Below are 25744 nucleotides of genomic sequence, written 5' to 3'. Positions count from 1 at the left end.
GTATATGATATCCCGCCCGCTTTTTTCGCAGTCGATCTTCCGAAATCAGGCCCTTGCCGGTTTCCCGCAGTATTCTGAGGGATGGAGCCGTGTGCTTGGCGGCTCCATCGCACGGCCGTGGGGCGCTCTGGTGGTGCAGGCTACAGGTCTTTCCGGTGATCGGAATGGCGGTGATCTGCGTGTGTCTTCCGATGACCGACTGGAAGGCGGCCATGGTGGTGGCGGCTCTGATGGCGGTGGTTCCGGCGGCGATGGGGGCGGCAAGCCACCATTCTGGGGCGGTCCGCCGCGTCGTCCGCGTTTTCGCATGTGGCGGAATCTGCTGGGAACGACCGTCGCCGTGCTGCTGCTTGGGACGGCGACGGCAGGTGTAGTCGTCTGGTACAAATATGCCGGTCTGGTGTCAGATTTGCCCACCGTCGAGGGGCTGCGATCCTATCAGCCGCCGGTGATGAGCCGCCTTTATTCCGGTGACGACCGCCTTATCGCCGAGCTTGCGGCGGAACGACGGGTGTTTGTGCCGTATTCGGCCATCCCGGATCGCGTGAAGAACGCCTTCCTCGCTGCTGAAGACCAGAAGTTCTGGTCCCATAAAGGTATTGATCCGGTCGCCATTCTGCGTGCGGGCTTGACGGATCTTTCTCGTGGCAAGGGACGGCGACCGCTCGGGGCCTCGACCATTACCCAGCAGGTCGCCCGAATCATGCTGCTGGGCTCGAACGCCCTGTCCATGGAGCGGAAGGCCAAGGAGGCCCTGCTGGCCCTGCGTGTGGAGCAGGTTCTGCCCAAGGAAAAGATTCTCGAAATCTATCTTAATGAGATTTATCTGGGTGACGGCGCTTACGGTATCGGCGCGGCGTCGCAGGCCTATTTCAACAAGCCGCTCGATCAGCTTGATGATTCCGAAGCCGCATTTCTGGCGGTGCTCCCGAAATCTCCGACAAACTATAATCCCTACCGTTTCCCCGACGCGGCGCGTAACCGGCGCAACTGGATTCTTGATCGTATGCAGGAACTCGGCTGGCTTGACGCCCAGTCAGCCGAGGCGGCCCGACAGGAGACGCTCGCTACGAAAAGCTTCCGGCGGCCCGGCCCGGCTCCCGGCTCGGAGTGGTTCAGTGAAGAAGTCCGTCGTGAGCTGATCGAGAAATATGGTGTGCAGCAGACCATGCAGGGTGGTCTGGATGTGCATACAAGTTTCGATCCCGCGTTGCAGACTGCTGTCACGGCGGCGCTGCGGGATGGGCTGATGACCTATGACCGCTCCCACGGTGGCTGGCGTGGCGCTGTGGGGCATCTTGACGCCGTCACGCGCAGCACCGCGCAGGATGAAGCGACATGGAGCGCCGCACTGGCTGCCGCGCCGCATCCGAGTGGCATGCTGGATCGCTGGCGTCTGGCGGTTGTGCTGGATTCAGGGAATGGCAGCGTCGGCTGGCTTGAGAGCGGCGCACCTCATCGCGCTTCGTTGCTGGCGAAGGATCTGGGATGGATGCACGTTTATCGGGCTTTGCGTCCCGGCGATCTGCTGATGGTCGAGCCGCAGGCCGAAGGCGGCCGCGTCGCAATCCGACAGATCCCGCGCGTTGAAGGTGCGGTCGTGACGATGGATGTCCACACGGGACGCGTGCTGGCGATGTCGGGCGGCTGGTCGTTCGAATCTTCCCAGTTCAACCGGGCCTCGCAGGCGATGCGTCAGCCGGGTTCGTCCTTCAAGCCGTTCGTCTATCTGACGGCGATGGAGCAGGGGATTTCCCCATCCCAGAAGTTCGATGATTCCGCCGTTTCCTACGGAAGCTGGCATCCGAACAATTACGAAAAGGATTTCTGGGGCGCGACGACACTGCACGACGCTCTGAGAGAGTCCCGCAACCTCGTCACCATTCGTCTCGCCGCGCATATCGGCATCAAGAGCGTCGCCAAAATCGCCGAGGATATCGGTCTGGTGCAGAACATGCCGCATGTGCTGCCAGCGGCTCTGGGCGCTGTGGAAACAACGGTGCTGCGGGAAGCGGGAGCCTACGCCTCCATCGCCAATGGCGGACGCAAGGTGACGCCGACACTTATTGACGATGTGCAGGATCGCAACGGTCATATTCTGTGGCGGCCAGAAGGTCTGGCCCTGTCCCCTGCCGCTCAGCCGCAGGGCGCGGCTCCGGCCGGAAATGAACCGAACGCCGTTTTCCCTGATGCAGGACAGGACGGTGATGCTGCACATTCCTCACAGCCACCAGCAGGGACGGCTGTGCAGGGGGTGGGCGAGGCGGATGTGCCAGCGCTGACGGACACCCGTCCGGCTGTGAGCAGCGAGGCCAGCGCCTTCCAGATCACCACGATGATGCAGGACGTCATCAAGCGCGGCACCGGTGTGCAGGCGGGCAAGGGGATAGACAATCCGATCGCGGGCAAGACCGGCACCAGTCAGGACTTCAATGACGCCTGGTTCGCCGGTTATTCTGCCGATCTGGTTACGGTCGTCTGGATCGGGTTCGATCAGCCGCAGTCACTCGGCAAGAACGAGACCGGCGGCACTATTGCAGGGCCAATCTGGAACCGGATCATGAAGGTGGCGCTGGAAGGCCGGCCCAAACTTGATTTCCCCGTGCCGGAAGGTGTGACGCTTGTGCGTTATGACACCGGGCGTGGGGTGACGGTGGATGCGTTCAAGAACGATCAGGTGCCCGGCGGCAGTTCCAGCTTTGCCGCAGGCAGCCCCGGAACGGGAGAGCTGACCGCTGCGGATACGGGTGCGGAAAATCTGCCTGATTCCGAGAGCGATATGTCGTCTGGGGGAGCTGCGGGCGGTCCATCCGGTGGAGGTGCTGTCAGTAGTGGGGAGGGTGCAGGCCCGGCTCCGGCGCAAGCGCCTGCCCAGCAGCCGTCCGGCGGAGATATTGGTATGGGTGGTCTTTACTGAGGCGCAGAGGGAGATGTCGCGCTCAGTAGCCACGTAGCGATGTAGTCAGGATCTTTGACGATTTTTCCTGTCTGTCGTAGTCGGTACTCTCCCGCTTCGGCGGGATAAAGCAGTCGCATATTCGGAGGAAGATTGTCAGTGCTTCCTTCCCGTGAGCCTTTCGTGGGGTAGGTCGGTCAGCAGGGTGCGGCGGCTAAGGTTTTTTACGCGGGTTTCGTCCCAGAGGCTCCTGCAGGCAGCCTTTTTCTGCCGAACGGATGAAATTGCCGCTATTCTTTGTCTCTTGAGTTGAAGCGGATTTAACGGGCTCCGTTTTCTTTCCGAGGGATGACAGCCGCGTCGCCTGCCTGTATTCAGCCCCATTCAGATTAACCCCGAAAGACGGAGTCACGGTCGCATGTCCGCCGAGACAGAAGCGCTCAACGAGCAGATCAAGCAGTCGGTTGCGCTGCTGAGGAGGCATCTTTGACTGGGATGTCGCACAGGGCAGACTTGCCGAACTGAATAACCGGGCCGAAGACCCGGACCTCTGGAATGATGCCGAGGCCGCGCAGAAGATGATGCGCGAGCGTACGCTTCTGGCCAACCAGATCGAGGGCGTTCAGAACCTCGAAAATGAGGTCGAGGACACACTCGAACTCATCGGTATGGCCGAGGAAGAGGGCGACGCCGATATGGTCGCCGACGGCATGAAGACGCTCAATCGTCTGGCGGAGGAGGCCAAGCGCAGGGAGACGGAAAGTCTTCTGTCGGGTGAAGCGGATTCGAATGATTGCTATCTTGAAGTGAACGCAGGTGCTGGTGGCACAGAGGCTCAGGACTGGGCCGAGATGCTGCTGCGGATGTACAGCCGCTGGGCTGAGGCGCATGGTTACAAGCTGACCATGATCGAAAGTTCAGAAGGCGAGCAGGCGGGACTGAAGTCGGCGACGATTCAGGTCTCCGGTCCAAACGCCTATGGCTGGCTGAAGACGGAAGCGGGCGTGCACCGTCTGGTGCGTATTTCTCCGTTCGATGCGGCGGCACGTCGTCAGACGTCCTTTGCCTCGGTCTGGGTGTTCCCGGTGGTCGATGACACCATCGAGATCGAGATCAATGAAGCCGACCTGAAGGTCGATACGTTCCGTGCGTCCGGCGCGGGTGGACAGCACGTTAACAAGACAGAGTCCGCCATTCGTATCACTCACGTTCCGACGGGTATCATCGTGGCGTGTCAGACGGACCGCTCCCAGCATCGTAACCGTGCGACAGCCATGGGGATGCTGAAGGCCCGTATGTATGAGGCTGAACTTCAGAGGCGGGAAGCCGCCGCTGCCCAGACGGAAGCGGCCAAGACGGATATCGGGTGGGGTCACCAGATCCGTTCCTATGTTCTTGCGCCATATCAGATGGTGAAAGATCTGCGTACGAACGTTGAAAAGGGCAATCCGGACGCTGTGCTTGACGGTGATCTGGATGACTTCATGGCGGCCTCTCTGGCTGCCCGTGTCGGAGCGACCCGCTCCGAGGCCAGCGCCTCCGCTCAGTAAAAAGTCTTGCAGGTTTCCGACCTGTCTGTCGGAAACCTGCCTTTTTCACCTTAAAATTAAATTTACATCGACCTTTGTCTCGATTGAGACAAAGGTTTTCTGTCGTATGCCGGAATTTTTATCGGGCGATCAGGCGTTTGCTTCCGGAGAAATTTTCCGTCGTAGAGAGGCTGTCGCCCCAGCTTTTCTGAAGCGATATAGATATAATGTATGACGTTATATTTTTGGGCGGCTTGGGCAAGGTTGCCTATTGCCGCCAGAAAACTCTTTCGATTAACATATCGAAATCGAAACATTTAGGATTCTGTATTGTGCAGGATAAATGCATGGGAAATGATTTGTGTAAGGAGAGGTTTGGCATCTTGACATCTGCTCGCGTCGATAGCCCAATCACGGTAATGCAGATGCCTCGCAGATGCGTCCCGTTGATCTTCGCCGAAAGGCGAAGGCAGGTCGGGTCGTTGTCTGTTGTCGCAGGAATGCATCAAGGTCGAGCCGTCTGACATCAGACCAGGGAGAGTTTCGAGTATGCTGGACTACGCGCAACAGCGACGTGACCCGACATTAAAGATTGCTGGCGTCTCAGGTGTTGCTTTGGTGTGTGGGATTCTGGGCGTGGTCTATTTTACCTGGAAAGATAAGGTGTCGGTGCCTGTCATACAGCCCCCGCTCAAGGCGACTGTTATTCCGGAGGTAAAGCCGCCACCGCCACCGCCGCCACCGCCACCACCACCGCAGATGACTTCGCCGCCTCCGCCGTATGTGCCGCCTCCGAAGATCAAGGTGCAGCCGCCACCGCGTCCGGTGGTGCATCATGTGACGCATACGCCGCCGCCCAAGCCTATGCCGCCGGCAAAGGTCACGCCGACAACGCCGGTGCAGGCTCCTGTCGGACCGCCGGTGCCGGATCATCTGGCTGGTTCCACGCCATTGAACCGCGTCGAACTGCATTATCCTGAGGAAGCGCAGGATGAAGGGCGGGAAGGGCATGTCACACTTGTCTGTGACGTGGAGCCATCGGGCACGACCGACAACTGTACGGTTACGAGCGTGAAAGGCGGTCAGGACTTCGCTGCTGCGGCGCTTCAGTATGTCCGCAGGTCCCGTTACCAGCCAGCTACAGCCAATGGTGTTCCGGTCAAGGAATTCCATCACACCTATACGATTACTTTCAGCCTGAGTGATAACTGACTGTATTTGAAACCGTGGCTCTTCAATAATGCTATGGTTCTACCAGATGAGGACACTGACTCGATGATCCGACTGCTACGCCGTCTGCCTTATTCCGCGCTGGCCATTCCGTCGCTGGCTGTTCTTCTGAGCACCGCGGCTCCGGTGGTGGCGCTTGCTCAGGATGCGGAGGCTCCTGCAGCATCAGCTCCCGCTCCGGACGCTGCGCCCCCGGCCGCTCCTGCGGCAGAGGCTCCTGCACCAGCCCCGGCCCCGGCCCCGGCAGATGCGCCAGCGCCTGCTGCTCCTTCCGAGGCGCCCGCCGCGCATGCCGCCGCCACGACGGCTGTTGAAAATCCATATGGCCTGGGCGCCCTGTGGGGGAACGGGGATATCGTGGCGCGCACCGTGCTGCTCATCCTTGTGGTGATGTCGCTTGGCACATGGTACATCATGATCACCAAGTTCCTGGAGCAGGCGAAGCTTTTTGCGGCTGATCGTGATGCGGTAAAGCATTTCTGGACCAAGCCCTCGCTTCAGGATGGCGCGTCCGCTCTGAAAGCGACGTCACCGTTCCGCTACATTGCAGACACCGGTATTGTTGCCGCTGAACATCACGAAGGCACGATGCAGGAGTCCATCGACCTGACCGACTGGACATCTTCCCAGATCCATCGTGCGGTTGATTCCGTGCAGAGCGATCTTCAGAGTGGTCTGGCTTTCCTTGGAACGGTCGGTTCAACCTCCCCGTTCGTGGGTCTGTTCGGAACGGTGTGGGGTATCTATCACGCGCTGACCGCCATCGGCATCGCCGGTCAGGCTTCCATCGACAAGGTCGCAGGTCCGGTGGGTGAATCCCTGATCATGACGGCGATCGGTCTTGGCACAGCTGTTCCTGCCGTGCTCGGCTACAACCTGCTTGTCCGTCGCAACAAGACAGCCATGGAGCGCATCCGCAACTTCGCAGCCGATCTCCAGTCCATCATGATCGGTGGTTTCCGTCATGGCTCTGTCCGTCCGGGCAAGAGCACTTCCACTCCTGCTCAGGGCGCCTGATCATGGGGATGTCCGTAGGCGGAGGAGATGAAGAGGACACCGTCCTCTCGGATATCAACACGACACCTCTTGTGGATGTCATGCTTGTTCTCCTCATCATCTTCCTTATCACCATTCCTGTGGCGACACACTCGGTGAAGGTTGACCTGCCTAAAGACGTCAATCAGCCAAGCAAGATCATGCCTGACAACATCACTCTGGCGGTCACGCCGGATGGTCAGGCCTGGTGGGACCAGACTCCCATCCGTGATCATGCGGACCTGATGGCGAGGCTGGAAAAGGTTGCGGCAAAGAAGCCGCAGCCGCAGATCATGATCCGTGGCGACGCCAGCGCCCGCTACGAGGCAGTCGGCAAACTGGTCGCCGCCTGTCAGGAAGCGGGTGTGATGCGGGTCGATTTCATTATCGAGGCGCCTCATAACTGAGGCGTCCCTTGAGATGATCTGCGCGTATCAGGTGTGAGTATCGTTTATTACCAATGAACTGCATCGCATTGTATGATTGTGGGCGATGCAGGGTTCAGCTGAGAGAGTGATTCTTCCATGGGTATGAATCTGGGTTCCGGAGGCGACGAAGACGAGGGTATCGTCGATATCAACACCACACCGCTGATTGACGTGATGTTGGTTCTCCTGATCATGCTGATCATCACGATTCCGCTTCAGACACAGTCGGTTTCGATGAATCTGCCGCAGGGAGATCCACCACCGCCGACAGAGCAGAATGACAAGGTCGTCACTGTCGCCATCGACTTTGACAATTCGGTCAGCTGGAACGGTATCCCCGTCGCCAATGAAAATGATCTCGTTTCATTGTTCCAGTCCGCTGCTGCTGAACCCGAACAGCCGGAAATGCATATTAGCCCGAACCGTCTTGCGGATTATAAGACGGTAGCCCATGTTCTTGCCGATGCGCAGCGCCTGGGCATCAGGAAGCTCGGCATCGTCGGGCAGGACCAGTTCATGGGAGGACAGTAAGGTCATGACATTGCGGTTCATTCGTCTGCCGTTCGCAATTCGTGCCCTCTGTCTTGTGCCTCTCTGTCTTACGGCTGTTTCCGCCGGTCACGCCGAGGACAATCTGAATCCGGCTGTCGCAAAATCCCTTGAGGCAGCGGGAAATGCGCTTTCCGCCCATAATTACACGCAGGCCATGCAGAACGTGACCACTGCTGACGGCGTGTCGGGCAAAAGTGCCTATGATTCTTATGTGATCGAGCAGATGCGGGACGCCATCGCGGCGCAGTCGGGTGACCGGGCGGTGATGCAGTCATCCTATGACAAGCTGATCGCCTCTCCGCGGACACCCCGTGACACCAAGGCGCAGCTGCTTCAGGCCGAAGCGACTGTGGCCTATACAGCCAAGGATTATCCGGCGGCCGCCGCCGGGTTCGAGCGGTACCTGAAAGAGATCGGCCCGAATGCGGATATCGAGAAATATCTCATTCAGGCCTATTACCTCCAGAAGGATTACGCCAACGCGGCCCGTGTGCAGAAAAGGCTGGTCGACGAGACGCTGAAGGCGAAAAAACTGCCGTCCGAAAACGAGTTGCTCATGCTGGCGTCCTGCCAGACGCAGCTCAAGGATACGGCCGGGCAGATGCACACCTATACGTTGCTGGCCACGTATTATCCGAAGCCGGATTACTGGGAACAGCTGCTGCACAGCCTCGTCACCAACAACAAACTGCCTTCGGCGCTTCAGCTTGACGTGTATCGTATCCGTCTGGCTGCCGGTAACCTGAAACAGCCCGCTGATTTTATCGATGCTGCTGAAATTGCCACCCAGATGGGGCTGCCGCGCGTGGGGCTGGACATCATGTCGCAGGGCTACACGCTTGGCGTTCTGGGGCAGGGAGCAGGCGCGGACCGTCAGGTGAAGCTGCGTAACTTCATCAGTGCGGCAGCGGACAAGAAGCAGGCATCGCTTGCAACCGACGAAGCTTCCGCTGCCAAGGCGAAGACGGGCGATCAGCTTCTGTTCGTGGGTTATAATTACGTTTCGTTCGGTCAGGCTGATAAGGGACTATCCCTTATGAAACAGGCGATCGAAAAAGGCGTGACTGACGTTGGCATGGCACGGCTGAGACTGGGAGAAGCCCAGATGGACGCCGGTCAGACGGCGAACGCCATCGCGACTTTCCAGACGGTTGAAGGCGACAACGCGGCGCATGATATCGCCCAGCTCTGGATACTGAAGCTGAAAAGCGTCTCCAGTAAATAAACTCGGCACAGCGGCACATCGTATTTATCCGCTCATGTGGTGAATACGATGTGCCGCTGTCTCGTGGACGCCTTCGATAAAGCATTCGGAAGTCATGCCGTCTCGTAACGAGAGCAGAAACTCTGGCCGATCATATGTGGTTGCAATCTCGTTGATGTTGCAGCGGCGTCAGCAGAGCAAAACATCGTCCGGCATGTGGAATAGCCACGCAGACATTCCATAAGGCAGTTTCAGGTGTCATGATGTCTCCGCCTCAGCGATAAGGGGCGCATCAAGACAGGAAGCACTCAATGCCCGGACAGATGGACGCTCTGCAGAAGGTCGATGATAATCTGGAGGCAGGGCTTGCACGTCTTTTTGCGTTCCTGCGTATCCCCAGTATCTCCACACAGACATCTCATACGAAAGACTGCCGTACCGCAGCCGAGTGGCTGAAAACGGAACTGTCTTCACTAGGCTTTACAGCCACCATCCATGAGACGCCCGGTCATCCGATTGTCGTGGCGCGACGCGAGGGGCCGGCAGGTGCGCCGCATGTTCTGTTTTACGGACATTATGATGTGCAGCCGGTCGATCCACTCTCGCTTTGGAAGAGTGATCCTTTCGATCCGCAGCTTGTGACCAATCCCGACGGCACAAAAGAAATTCGCGCCCGTGGAGCGGCGGACGACAAAGGGCAGGTAATGACCTTTGTCGAGGCCTGCCGTGCCCTGATTGAAAGCAATGGCGCATTGCCCGTCGGGGTGACGATTGTAATCGAAGGCGAGGAAGAATCAGGTGGAGAAAATCTCCTGCCTTTCCTCAAAGCGCACAGCGAGGAACTGAAGGCCGATCTGGCCCTGATCTGTGATACGGGTATGCTCGACGCAAAAACGCCCGCTATCACCACGATGTTGCGCGGTATGGTCGGAGAGGAAGTCACTATCATCGGCGCTGATCGTGATCTTCACTCCGGTATGTTCGGCAATGCCGCCCGCAACCCGATTCAGGTGCTTTGCGACATCATTTCCGACTTGCGGGACGGCGCGACAGGTCGTGTCACGCTGGCCGGGTTTTATGATGGTGTGCCGCAGATTCCGGACAGCGTGCGGGAGCAGTGGCGCGAGATCGGGCCGACGGACGGGGACAGTCTTGGTTCAGTCGGGCTTCGCTGGCCCGCGGGAGAGCAGGGATATTCCGCGCTGGAACAGACATGGTGCCGGCCAAGCTGTGAAATCAACGGGATTTCCGGCGGCTACGAGGAAGACGGTTTCAAGACCGTTCTGCCTGCCCGTGCGATGGCCAAGATTTCCTTTCGTCTTGTGGGCGAACAGGACCCTGAAGCCATACGCGCCAGTTTCCGTGAGCATGTCAGAGCGCGGGTGCCGTCTGACTGTAAGGTCGAGTTCAAACCGCATGGAGGTTCCCGCGCCAGTGTGGTGCCTGCCGACATGCCGCAGCTTGCCAGTGCATTGGCTGCGCTCACCGCAGAGTGGGAAACACAGGCGACCGTCATCGGCTGTGGCGGTTCCATCCCCGTTGTTGGTGAGGTGAAAGAGGCGCTTGGTCTGGACACGCTATTGATCGGCTTTGGTCTGGACGATGACCGCATCCATTCCCCGAATGAGAAATACAGTCTGACATCCTTTCACAAGGGCACCCGCTCGTGGGTGCGCGTTCTGATGGCGCTCGCACAATGACACGTCTGCCGCTCGCTCTGACAATGGGTGATCCCGCCGGTATCGGTCCCGAAATCACCGCTGGCGCATGGCGCGCTTTACGGGAAGGAGGGACAGTTTTCGCGTGGCTTGGTGATCCGACGTGTCTGCCATCTTCACTGCCAGTGAAAGAAATCGAAACCATTGAAGAAGCGGCATCTGTTTTCAGCGATGCGCTTCCGGTTCTTCCGCTCTGCCTGTCGGTGCCGGTCCGAGCCGGTGAGCCTGATTCCACCAACGGTCAGGCGGTGATCGACAGCATCGCCTGTGCTGTTGGATTGGCGAAAGCGGGTGTTGCGGGTGGCGTTGTCACCAATCCGATCAGCAAGGCTGTGCTGCGGCGTGCCGGCTTTCCTCATCCCGGCCATACGGAATTTCTTGCCGAACTCTGCCATGTTCCCGGACGCGAGGTCATGATGCTCGCCAGTCCAATGTTGCGCGTGGTGCCGGTGACGATCCATGTCTCTCTGCGGGAGGCGCTCGACACTCTGAACGAAGACATGATTGTCGAGACCGGCCTGACGACAGCCCTTGCCCTGAAACAGGATTTTGGCATTGTCCGTCCGCGTCTTGCAGTCGCAGGGCTGAATCCTCATGCGGGGGAAGACGGGATGATGGGTCGGGAAGAGATCGACATGATTATCCCGGCGATCGAACGTCTGCGTGCAAAAGGCGTTGATGTCATGGGGCCGATGCCTCCCGACACCATGTTCACTGAAAGCGCCCGCCAGAAATATGATGCGGCGCTCTGCATGTATCACGATCAGGCGCTGATCCCCATCAAGACGCTCGACATGGCGCATGGTGTGAATGTCACGCTTGGACTTCCCGTTGTCCGCACGTCGCCGGATCATGGAACGGCGTTCGATATTGCGGGAAAAGGAATTGCCGAAGCGACCAGTCTTGTCGCAGCGCTGCGTCTCGCCAGTGTGCTGTCAGAAAATCGTCTGAACTATAAAGAAGGATTGCCCTCATGATCCAGCGTCAGCGCCTCGGTGTGAATATTGATCACGTCGCCACCATCCGCAATGCGCGCGGAGGAACGCATCCCGACCCGGTCGAAGCGGCCCTGCTCGCCATCAGGGCGGGTGCGGACGGGATCACCGCGCATCTGCGGGAGGACAGACGGCATATTCGTGATGAGGACCTGATCCGCCTCAGCACCACCCTGCGTGCGCCGCTGAACATGGAAATGGCCGCGACGGAAGAGATGGTGACGCTTGCCTGCAAACTGAAGCCGCATGCGTGCTGCATCGTGCCGGAACGGCGTGAAGAAGTGACCACCGAAGGCGGTCTGGATGTGGCTGGTCAGATGGAAAGTCTGGCTCCGATGATCAGGAAACTTCGTGAAAGCGGCATCAGGGTTTCCCTGTTTGTCGATCCTGATCCCGAGCAGATTGCTGCTTCCGCCGCCGTGGGCGCTGCTGTGGTTGAGTTGCATACAGGGGCTTATGCACACGGGAAGGACGGAGAACTCGCCCGGTTGAAAACAGCGGCGAAGCAGGCGGCGGGTCTGGGGCTGGAAGTGCATGCAGGACATGGTCTCAGCTTCGGCAATGTCGCGCCGGTGGCGGCCATTCCGGAAATCGTCGAGCTGAATATCGGACATTTCCTGATCGGACAGGCAATTTTTGATGGACTGCCAGCCGTGGTGCAGGAAATGCGTCGGCTCATGGATGCGGCCCGCGCCAACCTGAGCGCCTGACGCCGTTCGCGACTGTGACGTGTGCGCCACAGTCTGTGTCCTGATCTCACAGACCTGATTGACTCGCTGTGACCGGCCTGTAAACCACGTTTCCATGATGGTTCCCATATGGTGCGTGCAGGTTGCGTCCAAGGGATGAAAAGGGAACCGGGTGCGGTGGTTCATCCACCTATGCCCGGACTGCCCCCGCAACTGTAAGCGGTCAGGATGTCCATCCGGCGTCATGCCGGCCCACTGGAGCGTTTGTCTCCGGGAAGGGAGTGGCATTCTTGTCACAGCCGCAAGTCAGGAGACCTGCCATCATACCGGATGTTGCGGACGAGGCGTGTCGGACGGGGTGATCTGACAGGTTGGTAAGGCTGCGTGAAAGCGCGGACGACCTTTTGCTCGTGGCAACGCAGACAACCACGAGCCAGCCACAATGCCCTTTCGCGCCCTCCTGTTAACCGGTGCCTCGTTTCTTTCCACTCTTCTGGTTACAGCTACAGCGCAAGCTGCTGATACCGTTGTGGACACGAAGAAAACCACTGTCCGTCCGGTCGTCCGGAACGCCGACGTCCCGACAGTTCGCGCAATTCTGTCCGAGCATACCGATACCTGGCCTGAATCCATCACGGTGAGCGCCGCCCGTCGGCCGATCAGGGCTGATGAGATCGGCACAGCCATGACGATCATCACTGAGCAGCAGATCCAGACCCAGCAGCGGCGTTCCCTGTCAGATGCTCTGGAAAGGCAGCCGGGCCTGAATGTGGTCCGTACCGGAGGCATGGGCGGCACGACGGCCATTTATATGCGCGGCACCAATTCCAACGAGGTGAAGGTTCGTCTCGACGGGATGGATGTGAATGATGGCAGTAGCTCGTCCGGCGCTTTTGATCCGGCGCAGTTCATGACGGACGGGCTGGGGCGGATCGAGATCCTGCGTGGTCCGCAAAGCGGCCTTTACGGCGCGGACGCCATGGCGGGCGTGATCGACATGACCACGGCGAAAGGGCAGGGACGCATCAAGCCTTTCGTCCGCGTGGAAGGCGGCTCCTACGGCACGTTCAATCAGGCGTTCGGCGCACGTGGCAGCCTTGACCGGTTCCACTATAATTTCGAACTATCCCATTACAGACAGGTCGGTTTTCACGCTATTCCGCGCTATATAGAGCGCTATATCGGCACCTTTTCAAACGTGACGAAAGAGCAGCGTGAGCGCGGGAACACTTACGACAACCGCAGCGCCAATGTCCGCATGGATTACGACGTGACGGATAACTTTGATCTCGGTCTCACCTCGCGTCTGATGCAGAGCAATTATCGTTCGTATGGTTCTTACGACATGATGGATGAGGGCTATGGCGACGCCCAGAAGGAACGAGAGCGAACGATCCAGAATGAAGCCGTCGTGCGCGGGACAGCGCATCTGCGCTCATGGGGAGGATTGTTCGATCAGGTGGTCGGGCTTGGTTACATGACCAACTGGCGTAACTTTACTTACACCGGCACAGGTGAGGACGGAGGGGCGCGCCTGTATGATCCGACCTACTATCGGTCCTCACGTCTGAAAGTTGACTGGCACGGCACGCTGGATCTCAAGAAATACGGTTCGTTTCTGGTGGGTGCGGAACATTTTCACGATACCTATTATGGCAACCAGAGTGACAGCACCGGCACGAATGACGCGCCGTACAGCACGCGCGCCAGCATGGATACAACGGCCGGCTATGGTCAGTATCAGGGAAACTGGAATCAGATTCTTTATGGTGCAGCCAACGTACGTTACGATTCAAACTCCCGTTACGGGCATTATGTGACATGGCGTGTCGCGCCCGCCATTCATATTCCCGGCACAGGAACGATCATCAAGGCCAGCGCGGGCAGCGGTTTCCACGGTCCCTCGCTCTACCAGCTTTTCGGGACACTGAACGGCAGTTACTACAACTATCAGGGAAACCAGAAGCTCCGGGCAGAACGTCTGATCGGCTACGATGTGACCGTCGAGCAGAAGCTGGCGCATGACCGGGTGCATTTCGGTGCGACATGGTATGAAAACCATGTGCGCAACCTGATCCAGTCTACAATGACCTATTCCGCTAACAGCACGATCTATTCCTACGCCAATGTTGATCGTGCCCGCATGTTCGGTGTCGAGGCGTTCCTGAACTGGAAAGCTCTGGATAATCTCGAATTCAATCTCAACTACACCTGGACCCACGCGCGCGACGCAACCGACAACCAGCCGCTTCAGCGTCGTCCGCAGCACAAGTTCAACTTCAACACGACTTGGAGGCCGGTCAAGGATCTGACCCTGTCAGGTAATATCCTCTATGTCAGCGGCTGGCGCGATTATCCGGTTTATGCGGCGAATGGCAGCTATTGCGAAATATGCGCCAAGGGCCATGGCTATTTCACCATCGATGTGGCGGCGAACTACCAGATCAACCGCTTCCTGAGCGTCTTTGCGCGGGCCGATAATCTGCTGAACCGCCAGTTTGAAAATCCGGTCGGCTATCTCCAGCAGGGACGCGCCGGTTACGGCGGATTTATGCTGAGTTACTGAGGCGTTTTCGTAAAGGCACGCCACACGGACTGTTTTCCTGTGTGGCGCGCATCCTCAGAGCGACAGATCGGCGCGCAGATAATAAAAACCCCCATTCATGCCAAGTTGTGATGTGCTCATGTAATATTGCGGCACACCGAGATAGCGATTGCCATCCGGCACGCGGCTGGGGCGTTTATCAAAGAGATTGTTGCCGCCGATCGTGAACGACAGTTTCGGCATGACGCGGTAGGTGACTTCAAGATTCGTCACGAATTTCGGTGAATTGCGAAATGGCAGAAAGTCCGTGCTCGAAAGCGCGCTGGAGTTTGTGGCGCCTGTATAATAGGTCAGTTCGGACGTCGTCTGGCCCCAGCGGATTTCGTGAAGCCCGACAGTCAGCTTGCCGTCGTCGCTGGTATAGCGGCCACCCCAGATCATCTTGCTGCGCGGATAGCCAGTCGTGATGTAGGCGATGGATTGTGCCGTGAGCAGGTTGTTGCCCTGAGCATCCGTGCCCTGATGGGTCAGACGTGTGCGGTTGAGGTTGATGCCGACATCCCAGTCGATATGCCCATAAACGCCAAGACTGGTGGGGTAGGTGGCCGTGATGTCGAGCCCCTGCGTGCGCGTGCTGGCGACGTTGGCGAACCAGTGGGTGGACAGCGAGGCGGAACTCCAGCTTGCAGCTTCGGAAGGAAGCTGGAAACCGTTGGCGTTGAGCGCGGAAATGGCCTGATCGCCATAGACATTGCCGCCCGGCAGGATCTGATCGCGCAGGTTGATCTGATAGACGTCGGCTGTGATGTGCAGTTTCCTGACAGGCTCGATGATGATGCCGCCGGTGGCGCTGGTGGAACGCTCCGGCTTGAGGGATGTGGCTCCATTTGCCAGCGCGCCCGGAGAGTTGGCGCCGATGATGCCGCGTGCGGCTGTCGGGGAGAGCGCGACGGAGCTGTAATATTCCTGAGCAAGCGTCGGGGCGTGGAAGCCGTTCGAAATGGTGCCTCTGAAACCGAGCCAGGGGAGAGGGTCGTAACGGAGCGCCGCCTTGCCGGTCTCGGTGTCGGAGACATCCGTATAATGCTCATAACGCCCGGCCAGATCGAGTTGGAGATTTTTTGCCAGATGGGTGGCGATGTCGATATAGCCGCCGACGACATCGCGGTTGAAATGGCCTGCGTTCTGATAGGTGGTGCCAGCGAGCGCGTCCGACCCGGAACCGTAGGTTGAGGCCAGCGAACCGGTGCCGATGGCGTAACTTTCATAGCGATAGGTTGCGCCGCCTGCGACATTGATGGCGTGCGGCCAGCCGTCGATATGAAAAGACTTGCTCAGATCAAACGTGTTGCTCCACATCTCGTTGTTGAAGCCCTGCACCGCAAAGGCGGTGGGTGTCTGTCCTGTGGCGGCGGCAAGAGAATAATTGGCGGAGTTTTTCAGACCGATATTGTTGTAGTCGCGGCCATAGACGGACGAGAGATCCCAGTGCCAGTGGTCCAGATCGCCTTTCAGTCCCGCTGTGACTTCCCAGTCATTTTCATCAAGTGTTTCGAGCGGTGAATATCCGTTGGGATAAATGGCTGCATAGGCCGGGTATGCGGCGAGGGAAGAAGCTGTCCGGTAGTTCTGATAACTCTCGGCGTGGCGATGCGCGTATGTGGCGACGGCATAGGCTTCGACGGAGTCAGTCAGGTGATAGCCGGCGGTGATGGAAACGCTCTCGCGGGTCTGCTCGGGCTGGCCGAGAAGTTTGTTGATCTTGGACTGGGTGCGCAGATCGTCAGCGCCTCGATAGGTGTGATCCTGATGCATGAAGTCGCCACTGACATGCACGTAGCCGCGTGAGCCGAGCTTCGCGCCGCCATCGAGATAGATGCCCTGCTCAAACCCGTCACCGGACGCTGTGATGCCTGATATGGAGCGGGCATGAAAACCGTGATCCGTTTTCTTCAGGATGATGTTGACCACGCCCGCGACGGCATCCGAGCCATACTGGGCCGATGCGCCATCGCGCAGGATTTCAACGTGATCGATGGCGGCCATCGGAATCATGTCGATATCGACAGGTGTCGCGCCCTGCTGGGGACCGGGGTCGGCATAGATGTTGGCTGTGGTGTGACGGCGTTTTCCATCCACGAGCACGAGTGTTTCATTGGGACTCAGGCCGCGCAGACTGAAGGAGTCCGTCAGAGCGCCTGTGTCGAAGCCGCCTGTCGGCATGGTCAGGGAAGGCAGAAGCTGGGTGAGAGCGTCTCTCAGATCGGGCATGCCGGTTTCGGCAAGCTGTCGGGCGGAGACAATATCGATGGGCGAGACGCTGTCGCGGGCTTTTTTGCCCGTCTCGCGTGTGCCGGTCACGATGACCGTTTCTCCGCTGTCAGCGGCCCTTATGGCGGTGACAGGCGCTTTCCGCGATGTCGCCGTGAGGGCGGCAGGGGACTGTCTGCCGGTTTCCGCAGGATGAACGGTTGCGGGTTTCCGTTTGGTCGTTCTGGTTGTGACTGTCGGGGTCGATGACGTTGCGTTTGCCTGGCTTGAGGCTGCGTCTGTCAGGATGAACGTGCTGGCAAGCAGTCCCACGGTCTTGAAATTGAAACGCAAAAATCCGTAGGACCGGCTCTGATAAAAAATCATGACAGATATTCCGCAGGTAATTTACTCCATTCGATATGCATATAGATCAAAAAACAATAGAACTACGTTTAACGACAGTAAAATGTATAATATAATGTTGCGTAATTGCAACACTCTGATGCCTGGTGATAACCTTCTGAGGGGGCATCGCCCGTTTGTCTGCTGAGTGTGATAGATGATTATGAAGACAGCATATTTCTAAAAAACCATAGAAATCCTGCGAGAAGCGGACTTGTCATGGGATGGGATATGACAGTCAGAAAATGTCTTTTATTAAAACGACCTATAAAAATTCCTTTCACAAGGAATCTGTCTTGTGAAATTCAGGGCGACAGACTGCTTCACGCGCTGATTTTGAGTGGAGTCCGGACGCTTTGACCGCCTGTGTCGGGCGTGTTTGAGCGCAGGTCATCGACTGCTATAGCGTCGGGATGAACTATCGCCACGTCTACCACGCAGGCAACTTTGCCGATTGCATGAAGCACGCGCTGCTGACAGCCCTGCTGCGTGCTCTCAGTCGCAAGAATACGCCGTTTTCCGTTCTCGATACCCATGCGGGGATCGGTCTGTATGACCTGTCTTCTCCACAGGCGGAGGCGACAGGTGAGTGGCGGGAAGGGATCGGTCGTCTGCTGGATCTTCCGCCCGACACGCCAGATTTCGAGCCGCTGCAAGAATGGCTCGCTCTCGTGCGGCAGGTGATGAAGGAATATGCCGGGAAGACGGTCTATCCCGGTTCACCGGAAATTGTGGCCCGTACACTGCGTCCCGGTGACGCTCTGGTCTGTTGTGAATTGCACCCTGAGGACCAGCGTGCGCTGAGACGTCTGTTCCACAATAATCCTCTCGTGTCGGTTCATCACCGCGATGCATATGAGGCCATGACCGCGTTGCTGCCGCCCAGGACCGCCAGGCGCGGGCTGGTGCTGATTGACCCACCTTTCGAAGAGCGGTCCGAGTTCTCTGATCTCGTCAAGGCCGTAACGACAGCGCGTCAGCGTTTCCCGACAGGCATTGTGGCGGTGTGGTATCCAATCAAGCACCGGTCTCCTCCGAGAGCATTTTTCAACGCGTTGCAGGATGCCGGGCAGAGAAACCTGCTGAATCTTGAACTGACCATCCGCCCACCGCTCGATCCCGGACTGTTGAACGGCTGCGGTCTGCTGATCGCCAATCCTCCGTTCAGATTTGATGAGGAAGGCGCTGCCATTCTCTCCACGCTGTGCAAATATCTCGGCGACGGAAACACGGAATCACTGGTGGAGTGGATTGTGCCGGAATGAAGCGGATTGCGGTCATCGGGGCAGGGTCATGGGGCATCGCGCTGGCGCTTCAGGCGGCGCGCGCCGGGGCCATGGTGCAACTGTGGGCGCGTAATCCGGCGGCAAGGCTGCCAAATGGCGCGATGCCGCGTCTTGCGGATCATCCGCTCCCTGAAACCATTACCGTGACAGACAGTCTGTTGATGGACGCGGATATGATTCTGTCTGTTGTCCCGATGAAGTATTTCGCTTCCGTGCTGAAGGATGTGCGGACATCAGCGCCGGTCGTTCTGTGCTGCAAGGGCGTGGAGCCGGACAGTCTGCGTTTCCCGCTCGATATTCTGCATGACACACGCCCCGACCTGAACGGTGCGATCCTCTCCGGGCCGAACTTCGCACATGAAGTGGCGGATGGGCTGCCTGCTGCCGCTGTGATCGCCGCCGCACAGGCGGGGCTGGCCCGCTCTCTGGCCGATCTGCTCGGAACGCCCCGTTTTCGGCTTTATGACAGCGTTGATATCGCCGGTGTGCAGCTTGGCGGCGCTGCGAAAAATGTCATCGCCATTGCGGCGGGAGCCACCATCGGCGCCGGACTTGGCGAAAATGCCCGTGCGGCGCTCGTGACGCGTGGACTGGCCGAAATCAGCCGTCTGGCCGAAGCGCTGGGAGGGCAGGCTGTCACGATGGCGGGGTTGGCTGGAGTGGGTGACCTGCTGCTGACCTGCACTGGTGGATCATCCCGTAACTATCGCGTCGGGCTGGCGCTGGGGCAGGGAAGCACTCTGCAACAGACCTCCGAGACGCTCGGTGGTGGTGTGGCCGAAGGGATTGCGACCGCCGGAGCGCTCGCTGCTCTGGCTCGCCGGAAGGGTGTCTCGGTGCCGGTCATTGATGCCGTGACCGATCTGGTGGAGGGAAGGGCCGATCTGGAAACGGTCATGAACTGTCTGCTGACGCGGCCGGCGGGGCCGGAGGCGCATTTCTGACAATTCTGTGACGGCATTAAAATTTTTTACAAACGCTTTCTGATCTTCCTGATGTTAGCACCATAAGGAATCTGATCCTGCAAAGGAGGAACCCTTGAAACGATCGTGTTATTGGCTGCTTCTGCCGGTCCTCGCTGTTTCGGGCTGTATGTCGGCCCAGCAGGAAATCGCGCAGAAGGAAGACCATCTGGCTGCAGCAGGGTTTATCCTGAAACCGGCCAACACGCCTGAACGGGCGGCGATGCTGACCCGTCTGCCTCCACATCGTTTTCTGCGGCGGGACAAGGGCGACCTTGTCACTTATGTCTATGCTGACCCGAACGTATGCGACTGCCTCTATGTAGGCTCGCAGCAGGCCTATGCGACTTACCGCGCCAATCAGCAGGCGCAGTATATGGCTGATGAAAATCGTATGACTGCTGAAGCCTACGAAGATTCCGCGTGGGATTGGGGAATGTGGGGCCCTTGGGGAGGCGGTCCGGGCTATGGGTATGGTCCGGGTTGGTGGGGACCGGGAATGGGCTGGTAACGGCCTGCCGCTCAGTCCTCTTTCTCGGTCGCCATGATCCGCCCGCTGGTCATGTCGGCCAGTCGGAGCGTGACATCCTCCACCTGCTGAACCGGAACGGCCACGACATAGGCGGCCCCTGTCGCGTCGAACTCTTCGCTTTCAACGACCGCATCCAGAGCGGGAAGGCGTGAGCCGACCAGCGCCAGATCGCTGAACGGGCAGTGAAATGTTAGCCGGGTGCGTTCGATGACTTCGACACGTTCCGCCAGTCGCAGACATTCCGCTGCTGTCCCGCCATAGGCCCGCACCAGACCGCCCGCGCCGAGTTTGACACCGCCAAACCAGCGCGTAACGACCACGGCAACCCTGTCCAGCCCCTGCGCCTCGATCACCTGTAAAATTGGACGGCCCGCCGTGCCGCCCGGTTCGCCTGCGTCATCGCTGCGATAACGGGAACCGATTTTCCATGCCCAGCAGTTATGGGTGGCGTCGGGATAGGAAACCTCCCGGATGAAGGCCATCGCGGCCTCTTCGGTCTCGACGGGAAGCGCCATTGCCAGAAAACGGCTTTTCTTGATTTCCTTCTCGAAATCCGCCCGTCCGACCAGCGTCTCAACCATCCTCGATCAGCCCTGTCGCCACACCCACAGGCGTGCAGCGCCATGCGCCCGTTCGGCCAGAATCTCTGCGCCCTCAACAGGAGCCGGTTCATCACGTCCGGTTTCCGTGACAATCAGGGCGTCGGGTGCGATCCAGCCGGCGGCCGTGAGGGCGGTGTGCGCCTGAGCCGGCAGGGACTGGCCATAAGGTGGATCGAGAAACACGAGACCGCACGGTGTCGAGGCGCGCGGTGGTTTCAGAACGGACGAGGCCTGAATACGACTGACGTCCTGCATCTGACAATCTCGCACGTTCGCCCGCAGGGCCGCCAGAGCGGGCCGGTCCACTTCAAAGAATGTGCAGAAAGCGGCTCCGCGTGACAGCGCCTCCAGACCGAGCGCTCCTGTTCCGGCGAAACCATCCAGCACGTGAACGCCTTCAACACAGTCCCGCCCCCCCCAAGGGGCGTGAAGCAGCATGTCGAACAGGGCCTGTCTCACGCGGTCAGCGGTGGGGCGTGTCGTCTTGCCTTCTGGAGCTGTCAGCGTTCGTCCACGCCGTATCCCGGCGATAATCCGCATCAGCCGCGCCGCTTGGTGTCGATCTCCACATCGCGTGGAATCTGCGCCTTCATGACACGGGATGGCACTTCTTCCAGTTCGCCCGGCTTGAGTTCGCCAAGAGGGAACGGGCCATAGGACGTGCGAAGCAGACGGCTGACATGCAGGTTGAGAGCCGTCATGACGCGACGGATTTCACGGTTCTTGCCTTCACGCAGGGAGACCGTCAGCCAGGCATTGTCGCCTTTGCGGGAGTCGAGCGAGGCTTCGATGGGACCGTATTTCACGCCTTCGATGACGCAGCCTTTTGACAGACCTGCCAGTTCGCGCTCGTTCACCACACCAAAGACACGTACGCGATAGCGTCGCAGCCAGCCGTTGGAAGGCAGTTCCAGACGACGGGCCAGGGCGCCGTCATTGGTCAGAAGCAGCAGACCTTCACTGTTCAGATCCAGCCGGCCCACACTGACGACACGCGGCATGCCTTCAGGCAGAGTCTCAAAGACTGTCTTGCGGCCTTCCGGGTCGCGATGCGTGGTCACCAGCCCGTCCGGTTTATGATAGCGCCACAGTCTTGTGTGCTCCGGTCCCTGCACGAGCTTCCCGTCAACGGAGACGGCATCGGTGGCTGTCACAAACGTCGCCGGATGTTCCACCACAGCGCCGTTCAGCTTGATACGACGTTCCGTGATCATGCGCTCGATATCGCGCCGACTGGCGACACCACTGCGGGCGAGCCATTTTGCGATACGATCGCCGCGTGCGTCTGTAGTGTTTTCGTTGCTGTCGTTTACCATACACCGTCTCCCGACACTGTTGCGTTCTGCGCAGCCTCGACAAAGGCCGTGAATAACGCGAGATCTCCCGGATCTATAAGAAATTCCGGATGCCATTGCACCCCGACACAGAACCGTGCCGATGGGTCTTCTATTGCTTCGATGACGCCATCTTCCGCCCGAGCGGAAACCCGACCGCGCCCCGGATCACGGACCGCCTGATGGTGGGAGGAGTTCACCGCCATAGTGCCGCGCCCGACGATTTTCCCGAGCAGCGAATAAGGTTCGATGCTGACGATATGTCCTGCCTGATCGCGTGGATTCGGCTGTTCATGTGGGAGGGCGTCGGGCTGTTCGCTCGCAATGTCCTGAATCAGCGAGCCATCCAGCGCGGCGGCGAGAAGCTGCATCCCGCCACAGATACCGAGCACAGGCATGCCTCGTTCCATGGCGGCTTCCAAAAGAGCCATTTCCGCTGCGGTACGACCTGGTTTCAGCGTGGTCGTGGCTTCATTTCGTTCTGCGCCGTAAAGCGCAGGGTCGATATCAAATGCGCCGCCCGTGACGATCAGTCCATCCAGACGATCAAGAATTTTGCTGGTCAAACACGGCGCGTAGGGCAGCGCTACGGGCAGGCCGCCTGCCTTGATAACGGCGCCCATATAGTTTGCACGGAGGGCGTACCACGGAAATGCGGAATACTGCCCTTGGCCGCCCGGTTCCTGATCGAGTGTCACCCCGATAAGGGGCATGGGAGCGAATGAATCCATATCGCTCCCATTAAAGGAAACACCCACTGACGTATATGGCGACCGGCCTGATATTCAGGTCGTTGAAATCAGAATTGTGACTTGCCGCTGTGTTGATGAACACGATCAACCTTGACGTGCACAGGTTCCTGTTTTGAATGAATATGATCTGATGCTGCGAAAGCCAGGCCGATGGTGGCGGCGGCAAGAACCAGTGTCAGACTCTGCATGACCTTTCCCCCTTCCACGCTTGCCGATGTCGCTCAGACGTCGGTAGCCAGTGATTAATTCAATACGGCCTCTCCAGATCCCGTCGCGATCACGATGGAGAATTGTTACAGGCCGTGATACACACTGTGACAGAGAAAAAGTTAAGGAATCAAGCTAAAAACGCAGCCTCTGACATTTTTTCGCCACAAAAAATTCCCGGTTGGGTCTCTGATATTGAAACAGAACGTGATGAACAGCCTTCACCTCAGATATTCCGGCGGGATTCAGCCCTGTTCCGCCATGGATCTGGCGCTGGCTGAAGCGCGTTCCGCCGCCGGTCGTGGCGAGGTGCCTGTCGGTGCTGTCGTTCTGTCAGCGAGTGGTGCTCCCCTGTCCACTGCCGGAAATGAAGTCGAGGCGCGGCGCGATCCGTCGGCACATGCTGAAATGCTCGCCATGCGAAAGGCGACTCAGATCACAGGTTCGACGCGGCTGGATGACTGCACGCTTGTCGTTACGCTGGAACCCTGTCCGATGTGCGCGGCGGCGGCGGTGCATTTTCGTGTGAAGCGAGTCATCTTTGGCGCGTACGACCCAAAAGGCGGAGGGGTCGATCACGGGCCGCGTGTCATCGACCACCCGGCGTGTCTGCGTCATCCGGAGATTATCGGTGGTGTGAGGGAGAGAGAGAACAGCCTGCTCCTGAAAGATTTTTTCAGACAGTTGCGTGGCTGAAACGAGTGTGAATTCCCGTATGCGCCTGCGGGCATGACCAAAAATTAATACCGCTTCGTAACAGACCATCCGGGCCGGCAGGCGGGGGTTTCCGTGCTTCTGTAACGCTTTTCGGGAGGCGCGGTCCGGTAAGAAATAACGGACGTTTCATCCGATCGTAGGGCTGGCGTTCGGATGGCTCAGGCAATTTCCCTTTTGTAATCAGGGAGACGGATTGCTCTTGCGCCGATCTCCGACCATCATCGGTCCGGGTCGCAAGACGACCCGGTTCAAGGGATTTATCGGAAAAGACATGCCAGTAAAGAATTCGTCGATCCGCCAGACCCGCAAGCGTTTCATGACGACAGCCGCCGTCATGGCGGGTCTCGGAACCATCGCGCTTGCATCACCTCTCGCCCCCGGTCTGATGTCATCCGCCCTGGCCGACGCGCCCGGCCCCATCCAGCCGACCAGTCCGAACAGGACCATTCCCGATTTCGTGACTCTGGTGAAGCAGGTGAAGCCTGCTGTTGTGTCCATCACCGCCATGATTCGTCCGGATGCAGGCGAGGGCGAAGAACAGGGCATGCAGCAGTCGCCTTTCCCCTTTCCGTTCCCGTTCCAGATGATGCCGCAGCAGCGTCAGACGGTGGAAGCGCGCGGATCGGGGTTCATTCTCTCGGCTGACGGTTTTGTCGTGACCAACAATCACGTCGTCAAGGGCGCAACCAAGGTCACGGCGACACTCGATGACGGCACGACCCTTCAGGCCCGCGTCATTGGTCGTGATCCGAAAACCGATATCGCCCTGCTCAAGCTGAACAGCACCAGAAAACTGCCGTTCATCGAACTCGGTGAATCCGACGATGTGCAGCCCGGTGAATGGGTCATCGCCGTGGGCAATCCCTACGGGCTGGGCGGCACCGTTACGGCGGGCATCATCTCCGCGCTGGGGCGTGACATCGGCGACGGTCCTTACGACAACTTCTTCCAGGTCGACGCGCCGATCAACCGCGGCAACTCGGGCGGTCCGCTCATCACCCAGGATGGCAAGGTGATTGGTGTGAACACCGCCATCTTCTCGCCGTCCGGTGGATCAATCGGCATCGGCTTCGCCATTCCGTCCGATATTGTGAAGACGGTGGTGTCGCAGCTTCAGAAGACCGGTCATGTGACACGCGGCTATCTGGGCGTGGAAGCGCAGGTCATTTCGCAGTCCATGGCCAGTGCGCTGAACCTGAAGCCTGCCAGTCCGGGCGCTCCGCCAGCCGGTGCGCTGGTCGCCAACATCACACCTGACAGCCCGGCGGCCAAGGCCGGGATCAAGCCGGGTGATGTGATCGTCAAGCTGAACGGGAAGACGGTTGAAACGCCGCACGCCCTCGCCGTGAAGGTTGCGGCTGTGACACCGGGCACGGACGCCACCATCACGGTCCTGCGGAACGGTGCGCCAAAAGACCTGACCGTGCACATCGTGAACCAGTCCGCCGCCAGCAGCGCCTCCACCGCCGGAGCCGGCGCGCATGGCGAGAAGATTGGCGTCACGCTGGCGCCGCTGACTGGGGACATCCGCCAGCAGCTTGGCCTCGATCACTCCGTGCATGGTGTGGTCGTGTCTGATGTTCAGCCCGGTTCTCCGGCGGATCAGGCCGGTCTGCGGCCGGGGGATCTGATTCAGGCTGTCGGGGAACAGTCCGTGGAAACGCCGTCCGCTACCGTTTCGGCTGTCACGGCGGCTCTGAAAGCGCGTCATGCGGTGATGCTGCGTATCCTGCGTGAGGGGCAGTCGCTCTTTGTGGCGATTTCTCTGGATGGAAGTTCAGACAATAACGCTCCGTCTTCAGACGACGACGGGCAGTAAGGCGTAACAGGCCTTCCTTCCTGTTCAGGGTGGGAAGACCGATTTCGTTCTGGCGGG

The 25744-nt window shown here is 58.9% G+C and carries 21 protein-coding genes and 1 riboswitch; of the genes, 16 read left to right on the top strand and 5 right to left on the bottom strand.

Going from position 1 to position 25744, the window contains the following annotated elements; translation table 11 throughout:
- The first annotated feature begins 4 nt into the window (after nt 1-4).
- The 11 genes from GVI59_RS08285 (at nt 5) to GVI59_RS08235 (ending at nt 14842) form a co-directional block, all read left to right on the top strand.
- Nucleotides 5-2917, top strand: a complete 2913-nt coding sequence (locus GVI59_RS08285; RefSeq protein ID WP_242013022.1) for a penicillin-binding protein 1A — start codon at nt 5-7, stop codon at nt 2915-2917.
- Nucleotides 2918-3314: 397 nt separating this feature from the next.
- Nucleotides 3315-4446 (top strand): peptide chain release factor 2 gene (gene prfB / locus GVI59_RS08280; RefSeq protein ID WP_173573818.1). Its coding sequence is split into 2 segments (ribosomal slippage): nt 3315-3383 and nt 3385-4446, totalling 1131 coding nucleotides; the frame shifts between segments, so codons are not numbered across the junction.
- A 528-nt stretch (nt 4447-4974) separates the two neighbouring features.
- The gene (locus GVI59_RS08275; protein WP_173573817.1) at nt 4975-5637 is read left to right on the top strand and encodes an energy transducer TonB; all 663 of its coding nucleotides are present in this window, start codon (nt 4975-4977) and stop codon (nt 5635-5637) included.
- Nucleotides 5638-5700: 63 nt separating this feature from the next.
- On the top strand, nt 5701-6672 hold the full coding sequence (locus GVI59_RS08270) for a MotA/TolQ/ExbB proton channel family protein (protein ID WP_173573816.1): 972 nt from the start codon (nt 5701-5703) through the stop codon (nt 6670-6672).
- A 2-nt stretch (nt 6673-6674) separates the two neighbouring features.
- Nucleotides 6675-7097: an ExbD/TolR family protein gene (locus tag GVI59_RS08265; protein WP_173573815.1), complete on the top strand. Its 423-nt coding sequence runs from the start codon at nt 6675-6677 to the stop codon at nt 7095-7097.
- 117 nt (nt 7098-7214) lie between these two features.
- Nucleotides 7215-7649 carry an ExbD/TolR family protein gene (locus tag GVI59_RS08260; RefSeq protein ID WP_173573814.1) on the top strand — a complete coding sequence of 145 codons (435 nt, stop codon included), beginning with the start codon at nt 7215-7217 and terminating at the stop codon, nt 7647-7649.
- Nucleotides 7650-7653: 4 nt separating this feature from the next.
- Nucleotides 7654-8895, top strand: a complete 1242-nt coding sequence (locus GVI59_RS08255) for a tol-pal system YbgF family protein (protein WP_173573813.1) — start codon at nt 7654-7656, stop codon at nt 8893-8895.
- A gap of 290 nt (nt 8896-9185) precedes the next feature.
- A complete protein-coding gene (locus GVI59_RS08250; protein ID WP_173573812.1) occupies nt 9186-10574 on the top strand; it encodes a dipeptidase in 1389 nt (462 codons plus the stop codon).
- Entirely contained in the window at nt 10571-11569 is a 999-nt protein-coding gene (gene pdxA / locus GVI59_RS08245) for a 4-hydroxythreonine-4-phosphate dehydrogenase PdxA (RefSeq protein ID WP_173573811.1), read from the top strand. Before GVI59_RS08250 ends, pdxA begins: the two co-directional genes overlap by 4 nt.
- Nucleotides 11566-12297, top strand: coding sequence for a pyridoxine 5'-phosphate synthase (locus tag GVI59_RS08240; RefSeq protein WP_173573810.1), 732 nt, complete (start codon nt 11566-11568; stop codon nt 12295-12297). Before pdxA ends, GVI59_RS08240 begins: the two co-directional genes overlap by 4 nt.
- An 81-nt stretch (nt 12298-12378) precedes the next feature.
- Nucleotides 12379-12613: riboswitch (cobalamin riboswitch) on the top strand.
- A gap of 105 nt (nt 12614-12718) precedes the next feature.
- Nucleotides 12719-14842: a TonB-dependent receptor plug domain-containing protein gene (locus GVI59_RS08235; RefSeq protein ID WP_173573809.1), complete on the top strand. Its 2124-nt coding sequence runs from the start codon at nt 12719-12721 to the stop codon at nt 14840-14842.
- Nucleotides 14843-14896: 54 nt separating this feature from the next.
- On the opposite strand, the gene GVI59_RS08230 is transcribed toward GVI59_RS08235, so the two are convergent.
- On the bottom strand, nt 14897-17458 hold the full coding sequence (locus GVI59_RS08230) for a TonB-dependent receptor plug domain-containing protein (protein ID WP_173573808.1): 2562 nt from the start codon (nt 17456-17458) through the stop codon (nt 14897-14899).
- A gap of 431 nt (nt 17459-17889) precedes the next feature.
- Here GVI59_RS08230 and GVI59_RS08225 point away from each other — a divergent pair, with 431 nt between their 5' ends.
- The 3 genes from GVI59_RS08225 to GVI59_RS08215 all read left to right on the top strand — a co-directional run bounded on the left by GVI59_RS08225 (nt 17890) and on the right by GVI59_RS08215 (nt 20235).
- Entirely contained in the window at nt 17890-18741 is an 852-nt protein-coding gene (locus tag GVI59_RS08225; RefSeq protein ID WP_173573807.1) for a 23S rRNA (adenine(2030)-N(6))-methyltransferase RlmJ, read from the top strand.
- Complete coding sequence (locus GVI59_RS08220) at nt 18738-19706, top strand: NAD(P)H-dependent glycerol-3-phosphate dehydrogenase (RefSeq protein ID WP_173573806.1); 969 nt, start codon at nt 18738-18740, stop codon at nt 19704-19706. Before GVI59_RS08225 ends, GVI59_RS08220 begins: the two co-directional genes overlap by 4 nt.
- Before the next feature lie 94 nt (nt 19707-19800).
- Nucleotides 19801-20235, top strand: a complete 435-nt coding sequence (locus tag GVI59_RS08215; RefSeq protein ID WP_173573805.1) for a hypothetical protein — start codon at nt 19801-19803, stop codon at nt 20233-20235.
- Nucleotides 20236-20246: 11 nt separating this feature from the next.
- On the opposite strand, the gene GVI59_RS08210 is transcribed toward GVI59_RS08215, so the two are convergent.
- The 4 genes from GVI59_RS08210 to GVI59_RS08195 are packed head-to-tail and all read right to left on the bottom strand — an operon-like array spanning nt 20247 to nt 22923.
- Complete coding sequence (locus GVI59_RS08210) at nt 20247-20837, bottom strand: IMPACT family protein (RefSeq protein WP_173573804.1); 591 nt, start codon at nt 20835-20837, stop codon at nt 20247-20249.
- Between the two features lie 6 nt (nt 20838-20843).
- Entirely contained in the window at nt 20844-21398 is a 555-nt protein-coding gene (gene rsmD / locus GVI59_RS08205) for a 16S rRNA (guanine(966)-N(2))-methyltransferase RsmD (RefSeq protein WP_242013021.1), read from the bottom strand.
- Nucleotides 21398-22174 carry a pseudouridine synthase gene (locus GVI59_RS08200; RefSeq protein WP_173573803.1) on the bottom strand — a complete coding sequence of 259 codons (777 nt, stop codon included), beginning with the start codon at nt 22172-22174 and terminating at the stop codon, nt 21398-21400. The genes rsmD and GVI59_RS08200 overlap by 1 nt, the downstream gene beginning before the upstream one ends.
- The gene (locus GVI59_RS08195; protein WP_173573802.1) at nt 22168-22923 is read right to left on the bottom strand and encodes a gamma-glutamyl-gamma-aminobutyrate hydrolase family protein; all 756 of its coding nucleotides are present in this window, start codon (nt 22921-22923) and stop codon (nt 22168-22170) included. The genes GVI59_RS08200 and GVI59_RS08195 overlap by 7 nt, the downstream gene beginning before the upstream one ends.
- A gap of 489 nt (nt 22924-23412) precedes the next feature.
- Here GVI59_RS08195 and GVI59_RS08190 point away from each other — a divergent pair, with 489 nt between their 5' ends.
- Both GVI59_RS08190 and GVI59_RS08185 read left to right on the top strand, forming a co-directional pair.
- The gene (locus GVI59_RS08190; RefSeq protein ID WP_173573982.1) at nt 23413-23847 is read left to right on the top strand and encodes a nucleoside deaminase; all 435 of its coding nucleotides are present in this window, start codon (nt 23413-23415) and stop codon (nt 23845-23847) included.
- Between the two features lie 292 nt (nt 23848-24139).
- A complete protein-coding gene (locus GVI59_RS08185; protein ID WP_408736608.1) occupies nt 24140-25687 on the top strand; it encodes a trypsin-like peptidase domain-containing protein in 1548 nt (515 codons plus the stop codon).
- Nucleotides 25688-25744 lie beyond the last annotated feature (57 nt).

It is taken from the genome of Acetobacter sicerae (genome assembly GCF_011516765.1).
Taxonomy (GTDB): Bacteria; Pseudomonadota; Alphaproteobacteria; order Acetobacterales; family Acetobacteraceae; genus Acetobacter; species Acetobacter sicerae.
Note: the sequence above shows the minus strand (reverse complement) of the source record. Positions and strands in the feature narration are given on the sequence as shown.

Excerpts from the sequence above, each read along its gene's own strand:
- GVI59_RS08285 (WP_242013022.1), top strand. The coding sequence starts at position 5 with ATGATATCCCGCCCGCTTTTTTCGCAGTCGATCTTCCGAAATCAGGCC.
- GVI59_RS08275 (WP_173573817.1), top strand. The coding sequence starts at position 4,975 with ATGCTGGACTACGCGCAACAGCGACGTGACCCGACATTAAAGATTGCT.
- GVI59_RS08270 (WP_173573816.1), top strand. The coding sequence starts at position 5,701 with ATGATCCGACTGCTACGCCGTCTGCCTTATTCCGCGCTGGCCATTCCG.
- GVI59_RS08265 (WP_173573815.1), top strand. The coding sequence starts at position 6,675 with ATGGGGATGTCCGTAGGCGGAGGAGATGAAGAGGACACCGTCCTCTCG.
- GVI59_RS08260 (WP_173573814.1), top strand. The coding sequence starts at position 7,215 with ATGGGTATGAATCTGGGTTCCGGAGGCGACGAAGACGAGGGTATCGTC.
- GVI59_RS08255 (WP_173573813.1), top strand. The coding sequence starts at position 7,654 with ATGACATTGCGGTTCATTCGTCTGCCGTTCGCAATTCGTGCCCTCTGT.
- GVI59_RS08250 (WP_173573812.1), top strand. The coding sequence starts at position 9,186 with ATGCCCGGACAGATGGACGCTCTGCAGAAGGTCGATGATAATCTGGAG.
- pdxA (WP_173573811.1), top strand. The coding sequence starts at position 10,571 with ATGACACGTCTGCCGCTCGCTCTGACAATGGGTGATCCCGCCGGTATC.
- GVI59_RS08240 (WP_173573810.1), top strand. The coding sequence starts at position 11,566 with ATGATCCAGCGTCAGCGCCTCGGTGTGAATATTGATCACGTCGCCACC.
- GVI59_RS08235 (WP_173573809.1), top strand. The coding sequence starts at position 12,719 with ATGCCCTTTCGCGCCCTCCTGTTAACCGGTGCCTCGTTTCTTTCCACT.
- GVI59_RS08230 (WP_173573808.1), bottom strand. The coding sequence starts at position 17,458 with ATGATTTTTTATCAGAGCCGGTCCTACGGATTTTTGCGTTTCAATTTC.
- GVI59_RS08225 (WP_173573807.1), top strand. The coding sequence starts at position 17,890 with ATGAACTATCGCCACGTCTACCACGCAGGCAACTTTGCCGATTGCATG.
- GVI59_RS08220 (WP_173573806.1), top strand. The coding sequence starts at position 18,738 with ATGAAGCGGATTGCGGTCATCGGGGCAGGGTCATGGGGCATCGCGCTG.
- GVI59_RS08210 (WP_173573804.1), bottom strand. The coding sequence starts at position 20,837 with ATGGTTGAGACGCTGGTCGGACGGGCGGATTTCGAGAAGGAAATCAAG.
- rsmD (WP_242013021.1), bottom strand. The coding sequence starts at position 21,398 with ATGCGGATTATCGCCGGGATACGGCGTGGACGAACGCTGACAGCTCCA.
- GVI59_RS08200 (WP_173573803.1), bottom strand. The coding sequence starts at position 22,174 with ATGGTAAACGACAGCAACGAAAACACTACAGACGCACGCGGCGATCGT.
- GVI59_RS08195 (WP_173573802.1), bottom strand. The coding sequence starts at position 22,923 with ATGGATTCATTCGCTCCCATGCCCCTTATCGGGGTGACACTCGATCAG.
- GVI59_RS08190 (WP_173573982.1), top strand. The coding sequence starts at position 23,413 with ATGGATCTGGCGCTGGCTGAAGCGCGTTCCGCCGCCGGTCGTGGCGAG.
- GVI59_RS08185 (WP_408736608.1), top strand. The coding sequence starts at position 24,140 with ATGCCAGTAAAGAATTCGTCGATCCGCCAGACCCGCAAGCGTTTCATG.